Genomic DNA, 17710 nt, shown 5'->3' on the forward strand with positions numbered 1-17710 from the left:
GTCATCGGCCTCGGTGCCGAGAGACGGCCGTCGGGGTCGGCGGCGCGACCGAGGCGGTGCCCAGCGCCGACCGGGCCTGCGGGTGACGCAGTACGACGCCGATGCCCAGTTCGTCCAGGCGGGCTCCGGCGGCTCGTGCGGAGGCGGCCTGATGGGCGGTGTCATCACCGGACAGTACGAGGACGCCGCGGGTCGGGTCGAAAGTGAAGCCGCTGTCGGTCAGGGCCCGAGCGATGTCGGGGCGGTCGGGCTTGTCGACGACGAGGGAGCCGTCAGACCAGGTCATGACGATGCGCTGTGGGGCGGACTGCGGCAGCGCAAGCCGGTCGGCGTTGCCGCGCGCCTGGGCGAGCGCTACGTAGTATCTGGGCAGCAGGTCGAAGGTGACGTCCTCGGCGGCGCTGAACGGATCGGCGTCGACCGCGAGGCCGTCGGGCTCGCGTACGCCGCGGAACGCCTCGTCCGGTGCGTCGTCGGGGGCCATGGCGGCAATGAGGTATCCCTCGCCGTGGCCCGGCTGCTCGGCGACGAAGAGGCGGGTGCCGTCATGGCGACGCAGCACGGCGCAGTGGTCCACGGTGTGGTTGGCCAGGGCGTCGGCGACGTCATCCATGTCCCACACGCGGTCGGTGAGGACGTTGAGGCCGCCACGGTCCGGGTGGTACGTGCTGGTCCAGTCGCCGGGCAGTTCGCCGGCGAGGACGGCAGCGAACGAGCCGAGGCCGGTGTCGGGGGTGGGGTCGTGCATGGTCTCCTCAGACAAGGAAGGGGGAGCGGGGTCAGTGCCGGGGACGTGCCGCGGGGGCGGGTGCTCCAGGCGGTGCGACGGGGCTGGTGGCCAGGCGCGGCGGAGGCGGGCAGGCGCAGACGGCGGATGCTTCGCGTTCGTCCGGTCCGACCTCGGTGGCGCAGGCGCGGCGCTGGGGATGGTCCTAGTGGCGGTCGGCGAGGTCGTTGCGCATGGGCGTGAGGTCGGACCAGAGGACGCCGAGCTGGTGCTCGACGAGGTACTGCAGCCGCTTGGCGGTGTGCGGATCCAGGGCCTGGCCGAGATCGGAGTAGAACGCGGCAGCCGCGGTGAGGACCTCGCCGAGGGCGATGAGCACGCCGTCGTGGGAGGCCGTCAGCTCGGTCAGTACGTCGGCGACCTCGTCGCTGGTGGTGGCTTCGCGGATCTGCTCGGCGAGGTGCGCGACCTGTGATCCAAGCGGCAGGTAGTGAGGCTCGCGCGTCTCGTGTCGAAGGCTTCGTCGGCCTCGACGTGGTATCTGACGGCGCGGAGCCGGGCGACGGCGCGGATGGCGAGGCGTTTCTCCTCAGCCTCGTCGAGGGCGACAGGTAGACGGTGATAGGTCTCGTGGAGGCGGACGACGGGGACGAAGTTGCTGCGTTGCAGAATGCTGTGGGCTTCGGGATCGCCGCCGCGGGCGAGGACTTCCCCGGAGTGCTCGTCGCGCCCCAGGGTCAGGCAACGATCGGCAAGGGCCAAGTCGGGGTTCTCTCTGACGGGTCAGCGGGCAAGACGGGCGCCGGGCGGGACGGGGGCTGCCGCTGCCCGGTACGGCGCGGGTGTCGGTCGCGCCGGGACCGCTGGAGCGGTGGGCAGGGCGGCGACTGTGGCGTCGAGATCCTGCTGAATGCCGTGCAGGCGGCGTGCAATCAACTCCAACTGATGTGCGCTGCCTTGGGCATGAGCGTGTGAGAGACGGCCGAGGCGATGAGCCGCGTGCTCGACGAGACCGCGGACGGTGGACAGCGGCCCGGTGTTCTCGTCGGCGAGTTGCCTCAGCAGCCCGGCGAGTTGCGTGGCGGCGCCAGCAACGTCGGCCTGCGGGGTGGCGCGCCGGGCGAACCGAGCGGCCGAATCCGGGTCAGGACCTCCGGTCCGAGGCGAGATGAGGTCCAGTTCGGTCTCGATGCGTCGGCTCTCGGCGGCCAGGAGCGCGAGAAGCCAAGGTGGCTGCGCCGTCCATGTGTCGTCCGGCCGGATGAGGTTGGCGAGTAGATCGAGACGGCCGGGCCGTGCCTGAACGGCGATCCAGCGGCAGCCATTATTGTCGCCGGGGCGCTGGATGCCGGCCGTGCGGGCGGTCCGGTGGGCGATCTCGGACCACTCGGGTCCGGTGAGGTCGCGGTCGTCGCGGGCCAGGCGCACGTCCGCGTGCCAGATGGCGCGGCGGTCACCGTGCGAGCTGGCAGCGAAGGGGTGCTCCCAGGTGGGGGCGTCCAGGTGCTCGGCCCACTCGACGGACATCCAGTGATCGTCTAGGGGTGTGTAGTCGTCCAGCCCCAGCCAGTGGGCGACCACTGTTTCGTCGGACAGGATCTGGCCGCTGGAGGGGCGGCCGAGGGCCTCGGTGAGCGGCGCGTGGGAGCTGAGGTCGCGCGGGTTGATACGGATGATCATGGAGAGGGGTCCGGGAGGTTGCGGTTGAGGAGGGGCAGGTCGTGGGCGGCGGTGATCAGGGAGCGTTCACGCGCCAGGTCGGCGTGGACGGCCAGCTCGCCCGGGGGTAGGAGTTCCAGCGCGCGGCCGATCGCCGTGTACGCCTGGCGGTAGTGGCCGTGGGCGCGATGCGCCGATGCCTTGCGGAACTGCGCGACAGCATCGTTGCTGCCGTGCTCCGGCAGCCGGTCCACGAGGGCGAGCAGCAAGGCTGCCCGGTCGGGCAGCAGGCCGCCGAGCCATACCCCGTGCAGCAGGACGTGCAGCGTCTTGGGGTGATCCGAGGCTGTGGAGAGAACCCGCTCCATCACCGCCAGCCCGTCGGATCGGGACTGTCCCAGGCGGGCGAAGGCGTACAGCGCCCAGCTGTAGGGGTCCGCGTTCAGTACGCTCAACGGCACCTGATTCAACAGGGTTTCGATGGAGCGGCACCGGAAGTCATAGCGAAGACCTGTCAGGTAGAGGTGCCGATACGTCTGCTGGACGACCGGGTCGGGCCCCTCGTCGGTGACGTATTCGGCAGTGAGCAGCACGAGCGGACTGTTCCCGGCGGCGCGGGCCTGCCATGCGATATCGGCGCAGATGTCGGCCGACTCCTGCCAGGTCGAATCCAGTTCACGCAGCGCCTCGGCGAGGCGTGCCAGCCACTGAGAGCCGGAGATCGTTTCGATGGCGATCGACGCCGCGCGTGCCAGAGCGGCGGCGCGCTCCGGGCTCGGCAGGGCGTGCGTCACTTCCCGCCCCGGGCATCGGCGACGTGCACCACCTGGTTGAGGTGGGTGACCGAGTACCAGCCGCAGTCGATGTCCTCGTCGGCGCCGGACAGGCGCGCCACCAGGTAGGTGCGTAGGGCTTGCTGGTAGATGAGGCAGTCGAGGCATCGACTGGAGAGGTGTACGAGGTAGCGGGGGTGCGCGGTGATGTAGGTGCGCTCGCCGCCGGCCGGGTCGAACAGGCGCCAGCCGTCCTCGTCGGTCGGGGTGTGCCAGGAGGGGGTGACGACCTTGTAGGCGTCGCCCCACAGTTCGCTTCCGGCGACGCCCTTGAGGATCACTACCTGGTCGCCGGGCCGGAAGTGAGCGTGGGTGATGTCGCGTTCGGGGGTGACGATGTCACCCAGGGCATGCGGGTGGCGGGAGACGGGCACAGCAGGAGGTTCCTTCCACGAGGTGCGCGGGGAGGCGGTGGGAGGAACAAGGATCCGGACGATCCCCGGTTTCGGTAACCGGGGATCGTCGGGTATATGACCCCGCGTTCTACCGGAACGGGTTCTCGGTACCGATGTCGTCGGACGTTGCGGCGTCCAGGAGTTCGGGCAGGTCAGAGCCCTCGGCGTCGCGCTGGTCTATCCACCATCCCGCCCGCGTGACGGTGCGGATTGTGTCTTCCAGGACGGCCCAGTCGGCCTCGTCCCAGGTCCCCTCGTTCACCAGCGCGCCGTACGCGGTGGTGACGAGCTGGTGGCGGGAGCGCTCGCCCCATTCGAGGGCCCGCTCGGGTCCTTCGAGCGGCGGCATGTCGAACTGCTCGGCCCACTCCGTTGCAGCCTGCTGCTCCTTGGCACGCTTGGCGGCGAGCCATGCCTGCTTGGACTCCGTGTCGGAGTCGCGTGCGGTCTTCCAGCAGGCGGTGCAGTCGCGGCCTTCGAGCCAGCGTGCGAATCCGGCGCGCCGGTCGGCCGGACGGTTGGACAGGTCGTGCGTCACTTCATGTCCACAGCTGTGGGCAATTTTCCAGCTCGTGGGGACCCCCGGGGAATTCCGTTTGATGGGCGTTGCGTTCGAGGTCGAGCTGCTGGTCTGGGGCTTCAAATCGAGTGCCCTTCGGTGGCGGTTGGGGTGGTGGCCTGCGTCGTTGCGGAGGGTGGTGCATCAGATGCACGATTCGTGCGGCGGACGGAGGTGGTCTGGAGTGCTTGGCAGTGGTCTCGGGGACGCTTCCGCGCCTCAGCGTGTCCTGCGGATGGCGTCTGTGGCCGCCGTGGCGATGGCGACGGGAGCGCTGGAGGGCTGGGGCAGGTGCAGCAAGGTGGTCCCCGGCAAGTGGCTGGACTTCGCGGTGAGGATGAGCTGGAGCACGGCGCAGCCGGCGGTCGTGAGCTGCTTGACGCGGGTGACGGCTTGAGCGGTTTCGTCGCTGCGGTACCGGGCGTCGGTGACGATCACGAGGAGGCGGCCGGCGCCGGGGCGGCTGAGTTCGAGGCCGTGGTCGAGTGCGTCGATGGCGGCGCCGAGGTTGTGGTGGCCGCCGGTGGCATCGAACTCCGTCACGCGCTCTGGTGCTCGGTGGGTGGGTCGGGTCAGTGCGGTCAGGTGCCTGTCGTAGGCGATGGTGGCGGTAAGGGAGTCGGGGCCGGTCAGGGCTGCTGCGCGTGCCACGATCCAGGCAGCGGACGCGACGGGTGCGCAGGCGGCACGCATGGAGCCGGAGACGTCGACGGCGATACCCACGCGCAGCGGTGGGGTGGGGGAGTTTCGGCGGCGGGTGTGGGTGAACGGTTCCGCGGTGGGGACCGATCCGGCCGCGCGCTGAGCGTCGCGGGCGAGGGCCGCGCGCATGTTGAGGCGGCCGGGCGGGGTGGGGCTGGTGGTCCGCTCCTCGGTCCGCTCGCGGTAGGCGGCGGCGCGCAGGGCGCGGCTCAGGCGCGCGGCGGCCTGTTGCTCGGCGGCTGTGGGCCTGCGGGTGCCGGTGACCGGGTTGCTGTTGGGCGCCGGTGTGCCGTCGGGGGTGACGGTGGTGCGACGGGTGTTGAAGACCGACTTGGCGGTGGCGGCGGCTTTGCGTCGCTGGCCGGCCCGCTGGGCGCGGTCCTGGGCCTGTGCCTTGGACTTCGTGGCCATGGCGTTGGTCGCTGCGGCCTGGGCCGCGAGGTCGGCGGCGTCGGTGGCTGCCGTGCTGTCCATGACGACCCCCACGGCGCCGGACAGTAGATCGGCGAGGTTCTCCGGCACGGGCAGGGCGGGGACCGCGGTGTCCAGAGCGTCGCACCACTTTTGAGCGTGCGCGAGCATGGTCGTGGCGTCGTGGTCGGCGCACTGGTGGGATGCGGTCCAGATGCGGGTGAGTGTGGCCAGCAGGTCTGCGCCCAGCACTCTTTCGCACAGATCGGCGACGGCCCGGGTCTCGTCGGCGTCCAGGATGCCGACGTCGCGGCGGCCGAGGATCAGGGCCGCCACGCCGGCGGCGTGCTCGATGCCCTGGAGGGTGGGGTGGGCGATGTCGGGCATGACCAGGGTTCGGGCGCTGGTGCGCAGGTACGTGCGGTCCGTGGGCCGCGTGATCAGGTGGGCGCCTTCGACGCGGCTCTCCTCCAGCAGGAGCGCGGCTTCGACGACACGGGGGTCCGCTCCGGCAGGCTGTGTCCAGACGGAGTGGGCCGCGTGGGCGGCCTCGTGGACGAAAACGCCCCAGGCGGCGGGATACCGCTCCTCGTCGCCCACGATCCGCGGATGGATCTCGTGTGGCTGGAGCGGGGCGAACAGGGCGGCGTCGAACTCGACCTCGCCCAGCGTGGGGAAGTAGACGGCCGGTGCGCCGCTGCGCGTGCCGGGGCGGCAGGTGACGAGGAGGTCCTGGCGGCCGGAGAGGGCGACCAGCCGGTCGCCGAGTTCGGCTCCCACGCGCAGCCACGCGGCCGGGGAGGAACGGGGTTGCGCGGGCGGGGCGCCGTCGTCGTCCCAGCGCGCGAGGTCGGCGTCGTCGTCCCGGGTGGTGGCGGGGGACTGGACGTGGTGGTGGGCGCTCATCGCGGGCGGCTCCGGTGTGCGGAGCCGGTTCTCGGAGGCTGCCGGGCGGCTGAGGCGGGGAGCTGCTTGCCGAGGGTGAGGGGCGCGATCTTCTTGACGCCGACAGCCTTGATGACGGCGTCGGCGACGGCGTCCCGATCCTCCACAGGAGCGATGCCGACGAGGTTCGCGAGCGCGGCATTGGTGCCGAGGACGGCCTCGGTCTTCTGGTAGCTGAGCAGCTCCCGCAGTTGGGGGGCCCAGCCCAGCTCGCCGAGTTCGACTTGGTGGGAGAGGTTCCGGGCGACCCGGACCACCCGGGCATCGATCCTCAGCGCCTGGGCGAGGTCATAGTCCGTGCCGATCTGGATCTGCACGCTGAACCGGGACGACAGCGCCTCCGTCAACACCGCCCCGTGGACGCCGGGATTGTGGCCCGCCACCACGTAGAAGCCCGGCTCGGCCTTGATGGTCTCGCCCTTGTGGGCCTTGACCTGGATCTGCCTGCGCCCGTCCATCGCGGGATACAGCGCCGCCAGGACCTTCGGTGAGATCAGGGTGGCATCGTCGATCAGCAGGGCGCGGCCCTCGGTCATCGCGGTGACCAGCGGACCGTACTGGAAGACGTATCCTCCGCTGTCGGCCTGTGTGTACTCGCCGATCAAGTCGCCCACCGTGGTGTCGCCGTCCCCGGCGACGGTGAGCAGGTTCGGGAACGCCGCCTCGACCAGACTCGTCTTGCCGGTGCCCGGAGGGCCGTAGAGCAGCACCGGCACGTCGGCGTCGCGCAGGCGATTCAGAGCTTCGACGTCGGGCAGGTCGGCCAGCTCGCGGGGGTGGTAGAGCTGGCCCCCCGCGCGGCGGATCGGGCCGGTCTGCCTGGGCGTGGTTGCGGCGGTAATGGTCGTGCGGGCAGTGGCTGCCTGGGCGCGGGGAGAGTGGGTGCCCGGTGGGCTGATCACAGCGGTCTGCGCGGCTGCGGCGGTTTTCGCGTTCGCGCGGAACTCCGGTTGCCCGGTTCGGCCTTGTCTGGTTCCGCCTTGGTCGGCCTCGCCGCGTCGTACCAGGGTGAGGGCGGCGTTGCGGACGGCGCCGTGGGAGTGGCCCAGCTGCCTGGCCATGTCCCCGATGGTGAGCGTGTCTACCGGCCGGTCTGCCAGCAGTCGGGCCACCTTGGCGCGTAGTTCGCCGCCCTTGGTGCGCGCTGGACTGGTGGGCGGTCCGGGTGTGGTCAAAACGAGGGTCCTTGCTGGAGAGGTTGGCCGCTCTCGGAGCGGATCACGGACTGTGCCGACATCGGCGACCGGGCCAACCGGGGCGTACCGTCGGCGTTCACCGGCCGACCGAGGGCTTGGTCCAGGTGCAGGGGGTGGCCGGCGACGAGCAGCTCGCTGGCTGCCGAGCAGGCCCGGTCCACTCCGTACCGGGTTCTGTCGCTCGGCAGGCGCAGCCTGGCGTCTCTTCGAAGCCGTCCTGGAGCAGGATCCGCCGGGCGGCGGCGTTGTAGCCGGTGGTGGTGATCTCGCCGGTGATGGTGTGCCGGATCGGCATGAACGGCTCTGCTGCTTCGGTCAAGGCGGATCTCCAATCGGTGGTGGCGGGAAAGAGGTGGGTGTTGGGTGAAGGCGAGGCGGGCCCGGAGCTACCTGACTCGCCTTTCCGCACGTTCTGATAGCCGGGTGTACCAACAACAGCCATGTGCTTGGTGATCTGCTTGCGGTGAAGGGCAGTTCAGGGGGGAAGGTAGGGTCTGGCCGGGGCGCGAAGTCGTCCCGCGAGGGTCAGCGATGCGCGGCGTGGGCCGGGGCGTGGCGGTGCCGTCCACGGGGACGCGTGGTGCCCGGAGTGGCGAGGCGGTGGCGGGCGCCGAGCACTACTCCCAGGCAGGCGACGGCTCCAGCGGTCGGGAGCGCTGCAGCGGCCGGGCCGGTGGACAGGACGCCCGCGAGGGCGGTGCCTGCGGCCTGCCCGGTGCCGACCGCGGCGATGAGCCAGGCGTACGCCTCGGTGCGGGTGCCGGCGGGGGCGAGCGCGTCCACGGTCAGGAAGGCGCTGGTGATCAGCGTGGTGAGGAAGAGGCCCGGCAGTGCCGTGAACGCGGTCGCGGCGAGCGGGCCGGGGTCCAAGGCGAGCGGCACCCAGGCGGCGGCGAACAGTATTGCCGCAGTGACGAGTTGACTGCTCAGACGGCCCGGCCAGTGGCGTCGGCCGTACAGGATGCCGCCGACAAGGCTGCCGATGGACAGCGCGGCGGGATCAGTCCGGACAGCAGTGCCGTGCCGGTCGGCCATCGCCACCGCCCACACGTTCATCGATCCCAAGGCGAAGCCGACACCGCCGACGGCGAGGAACAGCAACCGCAGCCCGCCGTGCTGCAGGGGCCCGAGGAATCCGCCGGCACGTGCCAGGGCAGGACGCCACGCCCTGGACGGCGCGGTACTGAGCACCGCGGCTGCCCCGAGCAGTCCCAGCACCGCGGTGACCGTCATGGCCACGCCGGGGCCATGCACGGCGGACAGCAGGGCGACCAGCGGCGGCCCGGCGACCTAGATCAGCCCTTGGGCTCCCGTGTCGAGTGCGAGGGCGGCGCGCCGCCGCTCGGGATCCGTCAGCACGGTGCCCCACAGCGCGCGCAGGTTCGCCTCCAGCGGGGGCGTGCTCAGACCCGCGAGGACCACGAGGCCGGTCGCGAGCGCCGGCTGGAGGACAGCGTCGATGTACGGCGGCAGCAGGAGACAGACCGTGGTAATCAGGACGGCGGCGGCCGTGACCCGGGTCTGCCCGCGTCGGTCGACCATCCGTCCCAGGGCGGGCTGTCCGATGGCGCTGGCCAGCCCGTACAGCGCGCACAGCAGCCCGCCGACCGCGAGGGATCCGCCCTGCTCGGCGATCAGGAGGAGGATCGCGACGGGGACCATGCCGTTGGGCAGCCGCCCGGCCAGGGTGCCCACCAGCAGCCGGGCAATATGGCGTTCGGCGAGCAGCGGCCGGGAGGCGGAGCGGGCCGGCGGACGGCTGGTACGGGAATTCAACGCGGGTGCTTTCCGTGATCGGTCTGGACAGGGCGGCGCCAACGGAAGGTCAGCGGGCCCATCCGGGAGCAGCGACTGCTGTCGGCGGCTTGGGCGGCGTGGCAGTGGCGATGGCTGGGCGGGCGGTCTTCTCGGCCGGGCCGACGATGGTGGCCCGGACCACGTCGACCAGGTCTTCGTCGGACTCAAGCCACAGCGCCATCGCTTCACCCATGCCGCCTGGCTCCCCTCCGTCTCGGGCGCCGGCGTCGGCCTGAACCCCGGAAGGGAGGATTTCGAGGCGGACGAGGGCAGCCGTCTCCGGTACGGCCAGGGGCTTGCCGTCGGCCCAACGAGTGCCCTCGATCAGGTAGGGCACGTGGGTGAGGAATCGGTCCAGCGCGGCTTCCAGGTCCACGGTGGGCACGGTCCCCGGCTCGGCGTCTCGCACCCAGCGCAGGTCCTCCTGCACCTCGTGAAGCCGCGCCAGGAGCACCAGTTGCTCGAATTCCGGCAGGAGGCGTGAGCACACGTCGGCAGCGGCCCCATGGGCGGTGGTGGCAACGACGGTGCGCGGCGCGCCGGTTCCGACTACGTCGACGTGGTCCGGGGAGGGCAGCAGGGTGCCGACCAAGTAGCTGCCGTCCCAAGGGTGTTCGGCCAGGAGGAGTTCGGTGCCGCCGCCGTCGCGGAGGATCGCCGCACAGGAGGTGCGGTACTTCGGCAGCGCGGACAGCACTGGGCTGGCCTCCCACACCCAGTCCAGCAGGCGGCTAGGTATGGATCCGTTCGGGTAGTGTTCCACGTCCACCTCCCACGTGCCGGGCAGGCCCTCGGAGACGACGTGTGCGATGTCGCCGAGATAGCGGCGGTCACTGGTGATGACCTTGGCGTGGCAGCCGCGGGCCGTCTCGTGGAGCTGGGTGAGCGCCGCACGTGCTTGGGCGTGGTCGCCTAGGGGCAGTCGATGGGCCTCGTCCTGGTGCCGGGTGAACCCGGCCAGTTCCAGGGCGGTGGTGGCCCACCGGTGCCTCTCGCCGCTGGGGAGCGCGACGATGGTGTTGCCTGAGGCAAGGTGGAGGGTGATGGCGGCGGAGGAAGTCAGGACGGCGGGCTTTCGTGTCGGGGGCGTCGGATCAGCGGCGCTGCCGCCGCAAGGTGCCCCGGGGTGCGGACTGCGCGGTCATGGCGGCCTTCCTACGGCGCTGCGCCGATGGTGCGCTCGCCGAGGGCGGGGCGGTGCGCAGGTCCTGGTCGAGGTCGACGCTGTAGCGGGCGGCGGTGAGCATCTCGGCTGCCCAACTGGCGTGCTCGTTCTCCCAGGTGCGGCCCAGGTCGAAGGGCAACCGGATCCACACGCCCCCCAGCGTGGGGTAGGTGTCGAATCCGGCGCGGGTCAGGACGCTCGCGGCGGAGGCGTCGACCGCACCTTCGACTTCGACTTGGCCGCCCCGGCCGCGGATGATGCGGATCGGTTCGCCGTTCATCGGCCTCGCCCCTTCCCGGCCGACTGGGCCCGGCTGTTGACGGGGACGAAGGCGGGTTGCGGCGCAGCCCCGGGGATCGTGGTGGTCGGGGCGGTGAGCCGCTGCGAGGATCGTGTGGCTGCGGCCTGCGCGATGCGGTTGCGGCGCTCCATCAGCCCGTTGCGTACAGCGGGCTGCGGTGGACTGGCACTGCGGCCCGGGTCGAGGGAGTAGTCGGCCTGGACCTCGTATCCGTGCCGGCGAAGGTCGTGCACGGCCTGGCGGGTGCGGCGGACACCGTCCTTCTCCGGGTGGGTGAGCCGATACAGACCTGGGGTGTCGGGGACGGGCTCGAACTGTTCGCGGACCAGGAACCAGTCGGCGAGGTGCGCGGGGATGTTCGCGGTGGCGGCGGCCACGAAGCCGTGGTCGGGATGGGCGCCGAAGCGGAAGTGGTCAGACAGAGGCGAATCCTTTCTGTGAGCGGTCAGCGGTGCGCTGCCGCGGAGCGCAGGGCAGCCAGCGGCGCGGGGCGGGCGGTAAGAAGTCGCGGGGAGGGCGCGGACAGTGAGGCAGGCCCACCCGGTACGGCGGCTCGGGCCTGGCGCTCGAACGCTTCGCTGTCGGCGAGCCACGTCTCGATCGCAGGCAGGACAGTGAGGCCGAGCTGCCCGCGGACCTGGCTCCATTCGTGGGCCGGCAGCGTGCTGGGAATCGAGTACAACTCGTGACGCAAGTCGTTCCATTCGTCCCAGGCGTCCTGACTGAATGCGAGCGCCTCGCGCAGGCGGGTCAGGGCCGCGGCGTCTTCGGGCCAGGGGGTGGCGGTGGGACGGCAGCGGCTGAGCAGGAGCGGTGCGTGTTCATGGACGGCGCGGTAAGAGAGCCAGGCGTGGTCGGCGAAGTCCCGTTCCATTCCCGCGATCAGGCGGGAGTCGCGGAGCGGGACGCCGTCGCTGTACCGGCCGGATCCCTTGATCACCTGAAGGGTCTGGTGTTCTTCCCGGATGTGCTCCAGTGCACGCAGGACGTTGTTCAGGTCCTGGTGGTGCAGGGCACGCCGGTAGGCGGGCAGGAACGTGTCCGCGACGGCGCGGGCGGCGAGAGCGGGATCGGCGGGCAGCACGATGCTGTGCGGCGTGGTCGGGTCATCGTGCGGGTCCTCTTGCTCCCGGTCGGTGAGCGCGCCCAGAAGGTAGCCGCTGCTGTGGCCGGGGCGCTCGATCAGCAGCAGCTCGGTGCCCGAGCCGTTCTTCAGGACGGACGCGAACGGTATGCGGTGGTCTTCGAGGGCCCGGTACATCTCGCCGGCCTCCCACAGCATGGGCCAGAGGTCTTCCTGCCACAGCGGGTGGCTGTAGATGTGCAATTCGGCGCTCCATGTGCCGGGCAGTTGTGCGGCGATCTCCGTGCCGATGTCGCCGAGGTAGGGCCGGGTGCTGGTGGTGATGGTGGCGCCATGTGCGTGGGCCTGGTGCACCAGAGCGCGGGCGGTGCGTCGAGCTGCCTGCGGATCGGTCAGCGGGGCGGTGAACGCACCGTTGGGCAGGCGCGCGAATCCGGCTTCTTCCAGGGCCCGTTTGGCCTGCTGGTACTTCTCGCCGTGTGCGATGGCGACCAGGCCCAGGTGGCGGCTGGTGGTGAGGGCGATCTCGGCGGTGGGGTTGGGCATCAAGGTCCTGGTCGGTCGAGTCCGCAGGAGCGTGTTCCTTCGGAGGAACAGGACTCAGCGGGTCTTCGGGGTGCGCTTGGGCTCGGGGCTGCGGGGCAGTCCGCCGTGGGGAGGCTGCGCCGTGGGACGGCGAGGTGGCGATGAGATGCGTTCGATGGTCACCAGCGGGACGACCGCGGCGGGGAACGGGAAGGACGTGGAGCGCAGAGTGGGCCGGGGATCGAGCGTTTCGGCGGCGACCGCGTGCAGGAGCAAGGGCGGCGTCTTGTCCGTGAACGAGATGTCCCACAGGTGACCGAGGTCTTCTGGGGAGGCGGCCAGGTGCCAGGTGACGGATGCGTCTCCGTGGATGGGCGGAGCCGGGGAGTCCACGGGGCGGCTGACCACGGCAGCGTGTCCGTCGTGCGAGATGAACCCGGAGAGTCCGAAGTCGTCGAAGTGGGTCCAGGAGTCGGCGTCGACGTAGAGCTCCAGCAGGCCGGGCTCGGTGCCGATCCCGTAGACGACGTGATCCGGATCGGTGGCCAATTCGCCGGCCAGGGTGCCGAGGAGCGTGGCGACGCATTCGATCGGCACGTTGCCCGCGATATCCGCACGCCAGCGTTCAGCCGCTTCTTCGTCAGTACGGGCCGAGATCACCATGTGAGGGCCTCGGCCCACGGCTGTTTGGTCGTGGCGGATCGTGATGCGCCGGCAGGGGCTGGTGACGGTCAACGACGACGCATCAGTGTGTGCGCTCCATGCGGTTTCCTCGGCGAAGATGTCGAGGAGCAGTTGGTGGTCGCTGGGGAGGCTGGCGGCCAGATAGCGGGGAGATATGAGGATCTTCTCCCGGGGCCTGTCCTGTTCGGGGTCGTTGGGCATGGTTCTTCCGGTGGGATCGGGGAGCGGGCGGCGGAACGGGGGCCTCAACTACACGAGGGAGGAAGCGGCATCGCGGCGAGGGTGCGGACGCGGGGGTCGGCGGCGAGGGCGGCAGGCGGCCGAGTGGGGTCGGCGCCGTCGAGGGCGACGACGGCCTCCCACGGGACCCTCTGGCGGCACAGGCTGGCATGCATGTCAGCGAAAAACGCCAACCGCTCTGGGCGGAGTTGGGTCGCGATGACCACAGTGATCTTCGCGTGTGAGTGCGGGGACAGAGAACTTCTCCGGGCGGGCGTCGATCGGGAGGGTGCGGGCTTCCGGGGGCTATCGGCGGGCGGCGTTGCGGGATGCCGGGGCCGATGCGGGGGAGGCGGCAGACAGGCGCGGGGCAGTACGCGGCGGTACGACCGGAGCCGGGGACTCCGGGTTCCATGCCCCGGGGTCGGTGCGGATACGGCTGCGCGGGTCGGTGTCCCACCCGACGACGGGTCCGCGGTCGTACGCCAGCAGGCCGATCACTTCGATGCCGGTCTCGCGTAGGACGTACGCCCACTCCAGCTCGTCGGTACCGTCCTGCGTGATCAGGAGGCGTTCGGCCGGGCTGTCGTCCGCGCTGATCACGATCACGTCGGTGATCTGGCGGCTGGGGTATTCATCGCCTCCGGTCAGGGAGCGGCGCAGGGCGACGGGAGCGCCGTCGAGGAGGTCGGTGCCCAGTTCGTCCCAGCCGTGCTCGACGTCGTCGATCAGGTGCCGGGCCATCGTTTCTAGATCGCCGTCGAACCGGTGCTGGTAGGCGGCCAGGAGCAGCGGGAGTTTGCTGTCGGGGTAACCGTCGAAGTGGACGTATATGCCGGCGTAGCCGGTGGAGGTGGGGCGGGCGATGACCGCGCGGGTGGACAGATCGGTCTCCTGAATGTGGTCGGTTCAGCGCGAGCGGGGACGCGGCGTTGCCGAGATCGGTGTTGCCCTGGTAGGCGTCGCATGGTGCGCGGTGGTCTGGGGAGGGGTGGTGGCCGGGATCGGTTGGTCGGGCCGCCACAGGCTGGCGGTGTCGCGGAACCGCACACGGGGGTCGGTGCTCCACGCGACGATCGGCCCGCGTGCCGCGCCGGACGCGCTGATCACTTCGATGCCCTGCGGGTGGAGGACGTAGCCCCAGTTCAGTCGCGACGCTGTCCGCTCGGTGGAGATCAGCGGCGATTCGTTCGCGCGGGCCGGGTACCGCCTACCGGGCTCATCGTGCCTGCCGGCGAGGTGCTGGCGCAGGGGCTCGGGTGCTCCGTCGAGGAGTTCGGTGCCGAGGTAGGACCAGCCTTCCGGCGCGTCGTCGATGAGGTATGCGGCCAGGGCGTCGGTGTCGCCGGCGAACCGGTTCTGGTGTGCGGCGAGCAGCAGCGGCAGGTGATGACTGGGGTAGCCGTCCCAGTGGACGTACGTTCCGGCGTAGCCGGTGGTGCCGGTGGGGCGGGCGATGACAGAACGAGTGGACAGAGGATCTTCCTGTCGTGGGCGGGTTGGGTCAGCGGGAGGTGCGGCGCGTGGGCGCTGCCGGTGTGGCAGGTGCCGCCGCTACGGACGGCGCGGGTTGCGAGGGTGTTGACCGGTTCGGGCGCCGGTAGATGCTGGCCAGGTGGTCCTCGCTCAGGTAGGCAGCTGATCACCGAGTGCGGACAGCTCCTCGGCGTGCTGGCGGTAGCGCGCGGCGAGGCTCGGTTCGTGGTTGCGCTCGCACCACTCAGCCGCGGTCTCCAAGAACAGGTGCAGCTCGCCGAGACCGCTGTGCCCGTCGCCGAGGACGGCCTGCGTGACGGTGTTCAACTCGGCGGCCGAGCGCGCACGGTAGACCTGGTGGGTCCAGTTGCTGATGCTGTGACCGGCGTCCCCGGTGGGGAGCGATGCGCTGAACTCTCGTGCGTCGTAGGCGGCCCAACGGTGCCGGTCGTCGACGGTCGGCCGGTTCTCCCGATGGGTGGTGACCTGCTCGGTGGTGCGGCCGACGTTGTCGTACAGCTCGAAGTCAGGGTGGGGCAGGGACAAGGGACTATCCCGGTCGGCTAGGCGCGGTCCGTGCGTGCGGAGCCGACGGGCGGGCCCGAGGCGTCGGTGTGGGCGCACGTGTAGCCGATCAGCCGGGACGGGGCGGCCTTCGCCGGCACGGTGGCGGCGTTGGCGCAGACGAACGTGTACGTCACCGACGTGCGCGGGATGCCGTGCAGCCAGGCGTTGTCGTTCTTGTCGGGGTTGATCTGCAGCCCGGAGTGCGCGACGGCGTCGGCCTGCGTGTGGGTGTGGGCGAACAGCACCAGTGCGCCGCCGTCGGCGGTCTTGAGCGCGTAGGCGTCCTTGAAGCGGTTGGTGCCGCCGGTGAAGGAGGTGGTGCCCAACGTCCCGAACTTGCGAGTTGTTTCCTCGTGGACCTTGATCTGCTGCTTGCTGGCCTTGGTCGGGTCGAAGACCTTGGTGCCGGTGTTCGTCCCGCCGGTCGCGAAGTTGTCGATCACCGCAGTGCGCAGCACGTCGGCATCGGCGGCGAGCTGCTTGTTGTCGGTGGCGGCGACCGCGGTGGCGTGGCCGCTTCCGTCGAGGGCGATGTCCGGCAGCTTCGTGCTGTCGAGGTTGACGACGGTGGCCATCTCCCACCGCTTGTCCTTCGGCTGCTCGGCGAAGACGGCGATGCGGCTCGGGTCCTTGCCCTTCTCGCCGGAGAGCTCGGCGGCGAACCAGCGGTCCTGACCGGCGGTGAAGCGCGGGATGTACAGCTTGGCGCCGGAGGTGTCATACGACCACGGCTTGTACGGCTTGCGGTCGGCCTTGGGCAGGCCCTCGGTCTCGGTGTAGTCGGAGACGGACATCGCGTACGTCGGGCCGTCCTCGACGGTGTCGAGCAGGGCGCGGTCACGCTGCGCGTTGGCCTTGTTGTTGATCTTCGAGTAGTTGGCGATGACGGCGCGAGCCTGCGCGTCACTGAGCGCTGGCGTCGACTTCGGAGCGGCAGGCGTGGAGGCGGACTTCGCGTCGGCCGGGGCGTCGTCGCCGCTGGTGCATGCGGTGGCGGCACCAGCGAGCAGCGCGGCGGAGCCGAGCAGGGGCAGGGCGCGGAGGGCGGTGCGGATGGAGATACTCCAGGGAGCTTGTGCGGATGGATCAGCGGGTGCGGGAGGCAGCTGGGCTGGGCCGAAGGTGGGGGGTAGTGACGCTCGGGCTCGTGCTGCGGGGAAGAGCCGGCGGAGCGGTGAGCCGGTCGGCTGCCTGGTGGAGTCGGGCGCCCGTTTTGTTGAGCCGACCGCGGGCGCTGTCGATCCGGGAGTGCAGCAGGGCGCGCGTGGACTCAATGGCCTCGCTGCGCTGTATCGAGCGGGGTGAGGCGGCGAGCTGGTGGAGGACTCCGGCGTGGCCGACGGCTTCACCAAGGTCGGCCAGGGCGTGTCCCAGCGCGCCGACCGCGCGCGTGAGCTGGGTGACCTTGAGCTGGGTGGTGTCCGAATCGGGCTTGCGACCGCGGCGTACCGTGCGGTTGGCAAAGGCTGCTGCGGTGGTGAGGTGGGTGATCAGGCCGGCGATGTCGCGAACCCGATCGTCGAGGTCGTCGAGGTTGTCGCTGCCGGAGGGCACTGCGCTGGTCAGCGGCAGTTCGTCGGCCGTGTTGTGGATGTGCTCGGCCAGCGAGTGCAGCTGGCTGCTGTCGTCGTAATTGAAGTGCAGGAAGGGCTCCTGAACGGGGCAACGGGACGGTGCGATCAACGGACGGCACCGCGCGCGGCCGTCGGTGGAGCGGGCGGTCGGACGGCGGTCGTGGACGGTGCGGCATGGCGCAGGTTCACGCCGATGCCCCGCTCCGCGAGGCGGAGGGCGACTGCCTGGATTCGCAGAGCGCGACCGTCCTCGCCGAACGCGGCGGGCAGCAGGAATGCCGCCTGGTGCGGGTGGTACTGGAAGCCATGGGCGTACAGCGTCATCCGCGCATCTTCCGGCACCCTGCCGTACGGCGTGCCGAGCGCCCCGTCGGCGTACCAGGTCAGCGTTACCACCTGGGCTACCTGCGGCGGAGCCTGCCGATGTGGGGGCTCGGGCTGCTCGGCGGCGTTGCGGCGTACCGCCTGGCGGGCCTGCTCATAGCGGGGCAGAACCCTGCGGGCGATGAGGGCCGCGGCGCGCGCGGGATCGTGGGGGACAACGATGCCGCTCGGCTCGTCGACCCCGTCGAAGTGATGCGGCTTGATGGCGGCGTCGTCGGGCTCAAGCGGGGCGACGACGAACTGGTGCGGATAGCGCGGCCGGTCGGCGAGGTAGAGGCGCTGCTGATCCGAGCCGTGCAGTACAGCGTCGTGTCCCAGCACGAATTCGGTGGCGACGTAGCTGACGTGGCCTGTGTCCCAGATCTGTTCGGCCGCGGGCAACTGGTCGGGGTAGGTGAGGTGACGGTGGTATTCACTGGTCCACGCGCCCGGCAGGCGGTCGGCCAGGCCGGCGGCGAAGGTTTCCAGGTCGGTGCGTGCTGAGGGCATGGGCTCCTGACGGAGTGG

At 70.8% G+C, this 17710-nt stretch carries 21 protein-coding genes and 1 pseudogene; all 22 read right to left on the minus strand.

Going from position 1 to position 17710, the window contains the following annotated elements:
• Position 1: 1 nt before the first annotated feature.
• The gene (locus EDD93_RS23520; RefSeq protein WP_123527036.1) at positions 2-748 is read right to left on the minus strand and encodes a hypothetical protein; all 747 of its coding nucleotides are present in this window, start codon (positions 746-748) and stop codon (positions 2-4) included.
• 184 nt (positions 749-932) lie between these two features.
• The gene (locus EDD93_RS40700) at positions 933-1106 is read right to left on the minus strand and encodes a hypothetical protein (RefSeq protein ID WP_311318326.1); all 174 of its coding nucleotides are present in this window, start codon (positions 1104-1106) and stop codon (positions 933-935) included.
• 404 nt (positions 1107-1510) lie between these two features.
• Positions 1511-2407: a hypothetical protein gene (locus EDD93_RS23530; RefSeq protein WP_123527037.1), complete on the minus strand. Its 897-nt coding sequence runs from the start codon at positions 2405-2407 to the stop codon at positions 1511-1513.
• Positions 2404-3180: a hypothetical protein gene (locus EDD93_RS23535; protein WP_185092420.1), complete on the minus strand. Its 777-nt coding sequence runs from the start codon at positions 3178-3180 to the stop codon at positions 2404-2406. Before EDD93_RS23535 ends, EDD93_RS23530 begins: the two co-directional genes overlap by 4 nt.
• Positions 3177-3593: a hypothetical protein gene (locus EDD93_RS23540; protein WP_123527038.1), complete on the minus strand. Its 417-nt coding sequence runs from the start codon at positions 3591-3593 to the stop codon at positions 3177-3179. The genes EDD93_RS23535 and EDD93_RS23540 overlap by 4 nt, the downstream gene beginning before the upstream one ends.
• Positions 3594-3702: 109 nt before the next feature.
• Positions 3703-4152 carry a hypothetical protein gene (locus EDD93_RS23545; protein ID WP_123527039.1) on the minus strand — a complete coding sequence of 150 codons (450 nt, stop codon included), beginning with the start codon at positions 4150-4152 and terminating at the stop codon, positions 3703-3705.
• 240 nt (positions 4153-4392) lie between these two features.
• Complete coding sequence (locus EDD93_RS23550; protein ID WP_123527040.1) at positions 4393-6192, minus strand: hypothetical protein; 1800 nt, start codon at positions 6190-6192, stop codon at positions 4393-4395.
• Entirely contained in the window at positions 6189-7343 is a 1155-nt protein-coding gene (locus EDD93_RS23555; protein ID WP_185092516.1) for an AAA family ATPase, read from the minus strand. Before EDD93_RS23555 ends, EDD93_RS23550 begins: the two co-directional genes overlap by 4 nt.
• 160 nt (positions 7344-7503) lie before the next feature.
• Positions 7504-7722, minus strand: a complete 219-nt coding sequence (locus EDD93_RS23560; protein ID WP_123527042.1) for a hypothetical protein — start codon at positions 7720-7722, stop codon at positions 7504-7506.
• A gap of 230 nt (positions 7723-7952) precedes the next feature.
• The gene (locus EDD93_RS23565; protein WP_123527043.1) at positions 7953-8660 is read right to left on the minus strand and encodes a hypothetical protein; all 708 of its coding nucleotides are present in this window, start codon (positions 8658-8660) and stop codon (positions 7953-7955) included.
• 57 nt (positions 8661-8717) lie between these two features.
• Positions 8718-9203 (minus strand): MFS transporter, encoded by a 486-nt coding sequence (locus EDD93_RS23570; RefSeq protein ID WP_123527044.1) that lies wholly within the window; start codon positions 9201-9203, stop codon positions 8718-8720.
• Positions 9204-9252: 49 nt separating this feature from the next.
• Positions 9253-9987 carry a hypothetical protein gene (locus EDD93_RS23575; RefSeq protein ID WP_148083889.1) on the minus strand — a complete coding sequence of 245 codons (735 nt, stop codon included), beginning with the start codon at positions 9985-9987 and terminating at the stop codon, positions 9253-9255.
• 331 nt (positions 9988-10318) lie between these two features.
• Positions 10319-10669, minus strand: a complete 351-nt coding sequence (locus tag EDD93_RS23580) for a hypothetical protein (protein ID WP_123527046.1) — start codon at positions 10667-10669, stop codon at positions 10319-10321.
• Positions 10666-11067: a hypothetical protein gene (locus tag EDD93_RS23585; RefSeq protein ID WP_123527047.1), complete on the minus strand. Its 402-nt coding sequence runs from the start codon at positions 11065-11067 to the stop codon at positions 10666-10668. Before EDD93_RS23585 ends, EDD93_RS23580 begins: the two co-directional genes overlap by 4 nt.
• Before the next feature lie 68 nt (positions 11068-11135).
• Positions 11136-12320 (minus strand): hypothetical protein, encoded by a 1185-nt coding sequence (locus EDD93_RS23590; protein WP_123527048.1) that lies wholly within the window; start codon positions 12318-12320, stop codon positions 11136-11138.
• A 54-nt stretch (positions 12321-12374) separates the two neighbouring features.
• Positions 12375-13184, minus strand: a complete 810-nt coding sequence (locus tag EDD93_RS23595; protein WP_123527049.1) for a DUF317 domain-containing protein — start codon at positions 13182-13184, stop codon at positions 12375-12377.
• Between the two features lie 59 nt (positions 13185-13243).
• A pseudogene (locus tag EDD93_RS40335) lies at positions 13244-13378 on the minus strand (glycosyltransferase); the annotation flags it as partial.
• 130 nt (positions 13379-13508) lie between these two features.
• The gene (locus EDD93_RS23605; protein WP_260255826.1) at positions 13509-13946 is read right to left on the minus strand and encodes a hypothetical protein; all 438 of its coding nucleotides are present in this window, start codon (positions 13944-13946) and stop codon (positions 13509-13511) included.
• A gap of 882 nt (positions 13947-14828) precedes the next feature.
• Positions 14829-15224: a hypothetical protein gene (locus EDD93_RS23610; RefSeq protein WP_260255827.1), complete on the minus strand. Its 396-nt coding sequence runs from the start codon at positions 15222-15224 to the stop codon at positions 14829-14831.
• 17 nt (positions 15225-15241) lie between these two features.
• The gene (locus EDD93_RS23615) at positions 15242-16039 is read right to left on the minus strand and encodes a hypothetical protein (RefSeq protein WP_260255828.1); all 798 of its coding nucleotides are present in this window, start codon (positions 16037-16039) and stop codon (positions 15242-15244) included.
• Positions 16040-16331: 292 nt separating this feature from the next.
• Positions 16332-16928 carry a hypothetical protein gene (locus tag EDD93_RS23620; protein WP_260255829.1) on the minus strand — a complete coding sequence of 199 codons (597 nt, stop codon included), beginning with the start codon at positions 16926-16928 and terminating at the stop codon, positions 16332-16334.
• A complete protein-coding gene (locus EDD93_RS23625; protein WP_123527051.1) occupies positions 16925-17692 on the minus strand; it encodes a hypothetical protein in 768 nt (255 codons plus the stop codon). The genes EDD93_RS23620 and EDD93_RS23625 overlap by 4 nt, the downstream gene beginning before the upstream one ends.
• Positions 17693-17710 lie beyond the last annotated feature (18 nt).

It is taken from the genome of Streptomyces sp. 840.1 (assembly GCF_003751445.1).
In the GTDB taxonomy this organism is placed as follows: domain Bacteria; phylum Actinomycetota; class Actinomycetes; order Streptomycetales; family Streptomycetaceae; genus Streptomyces.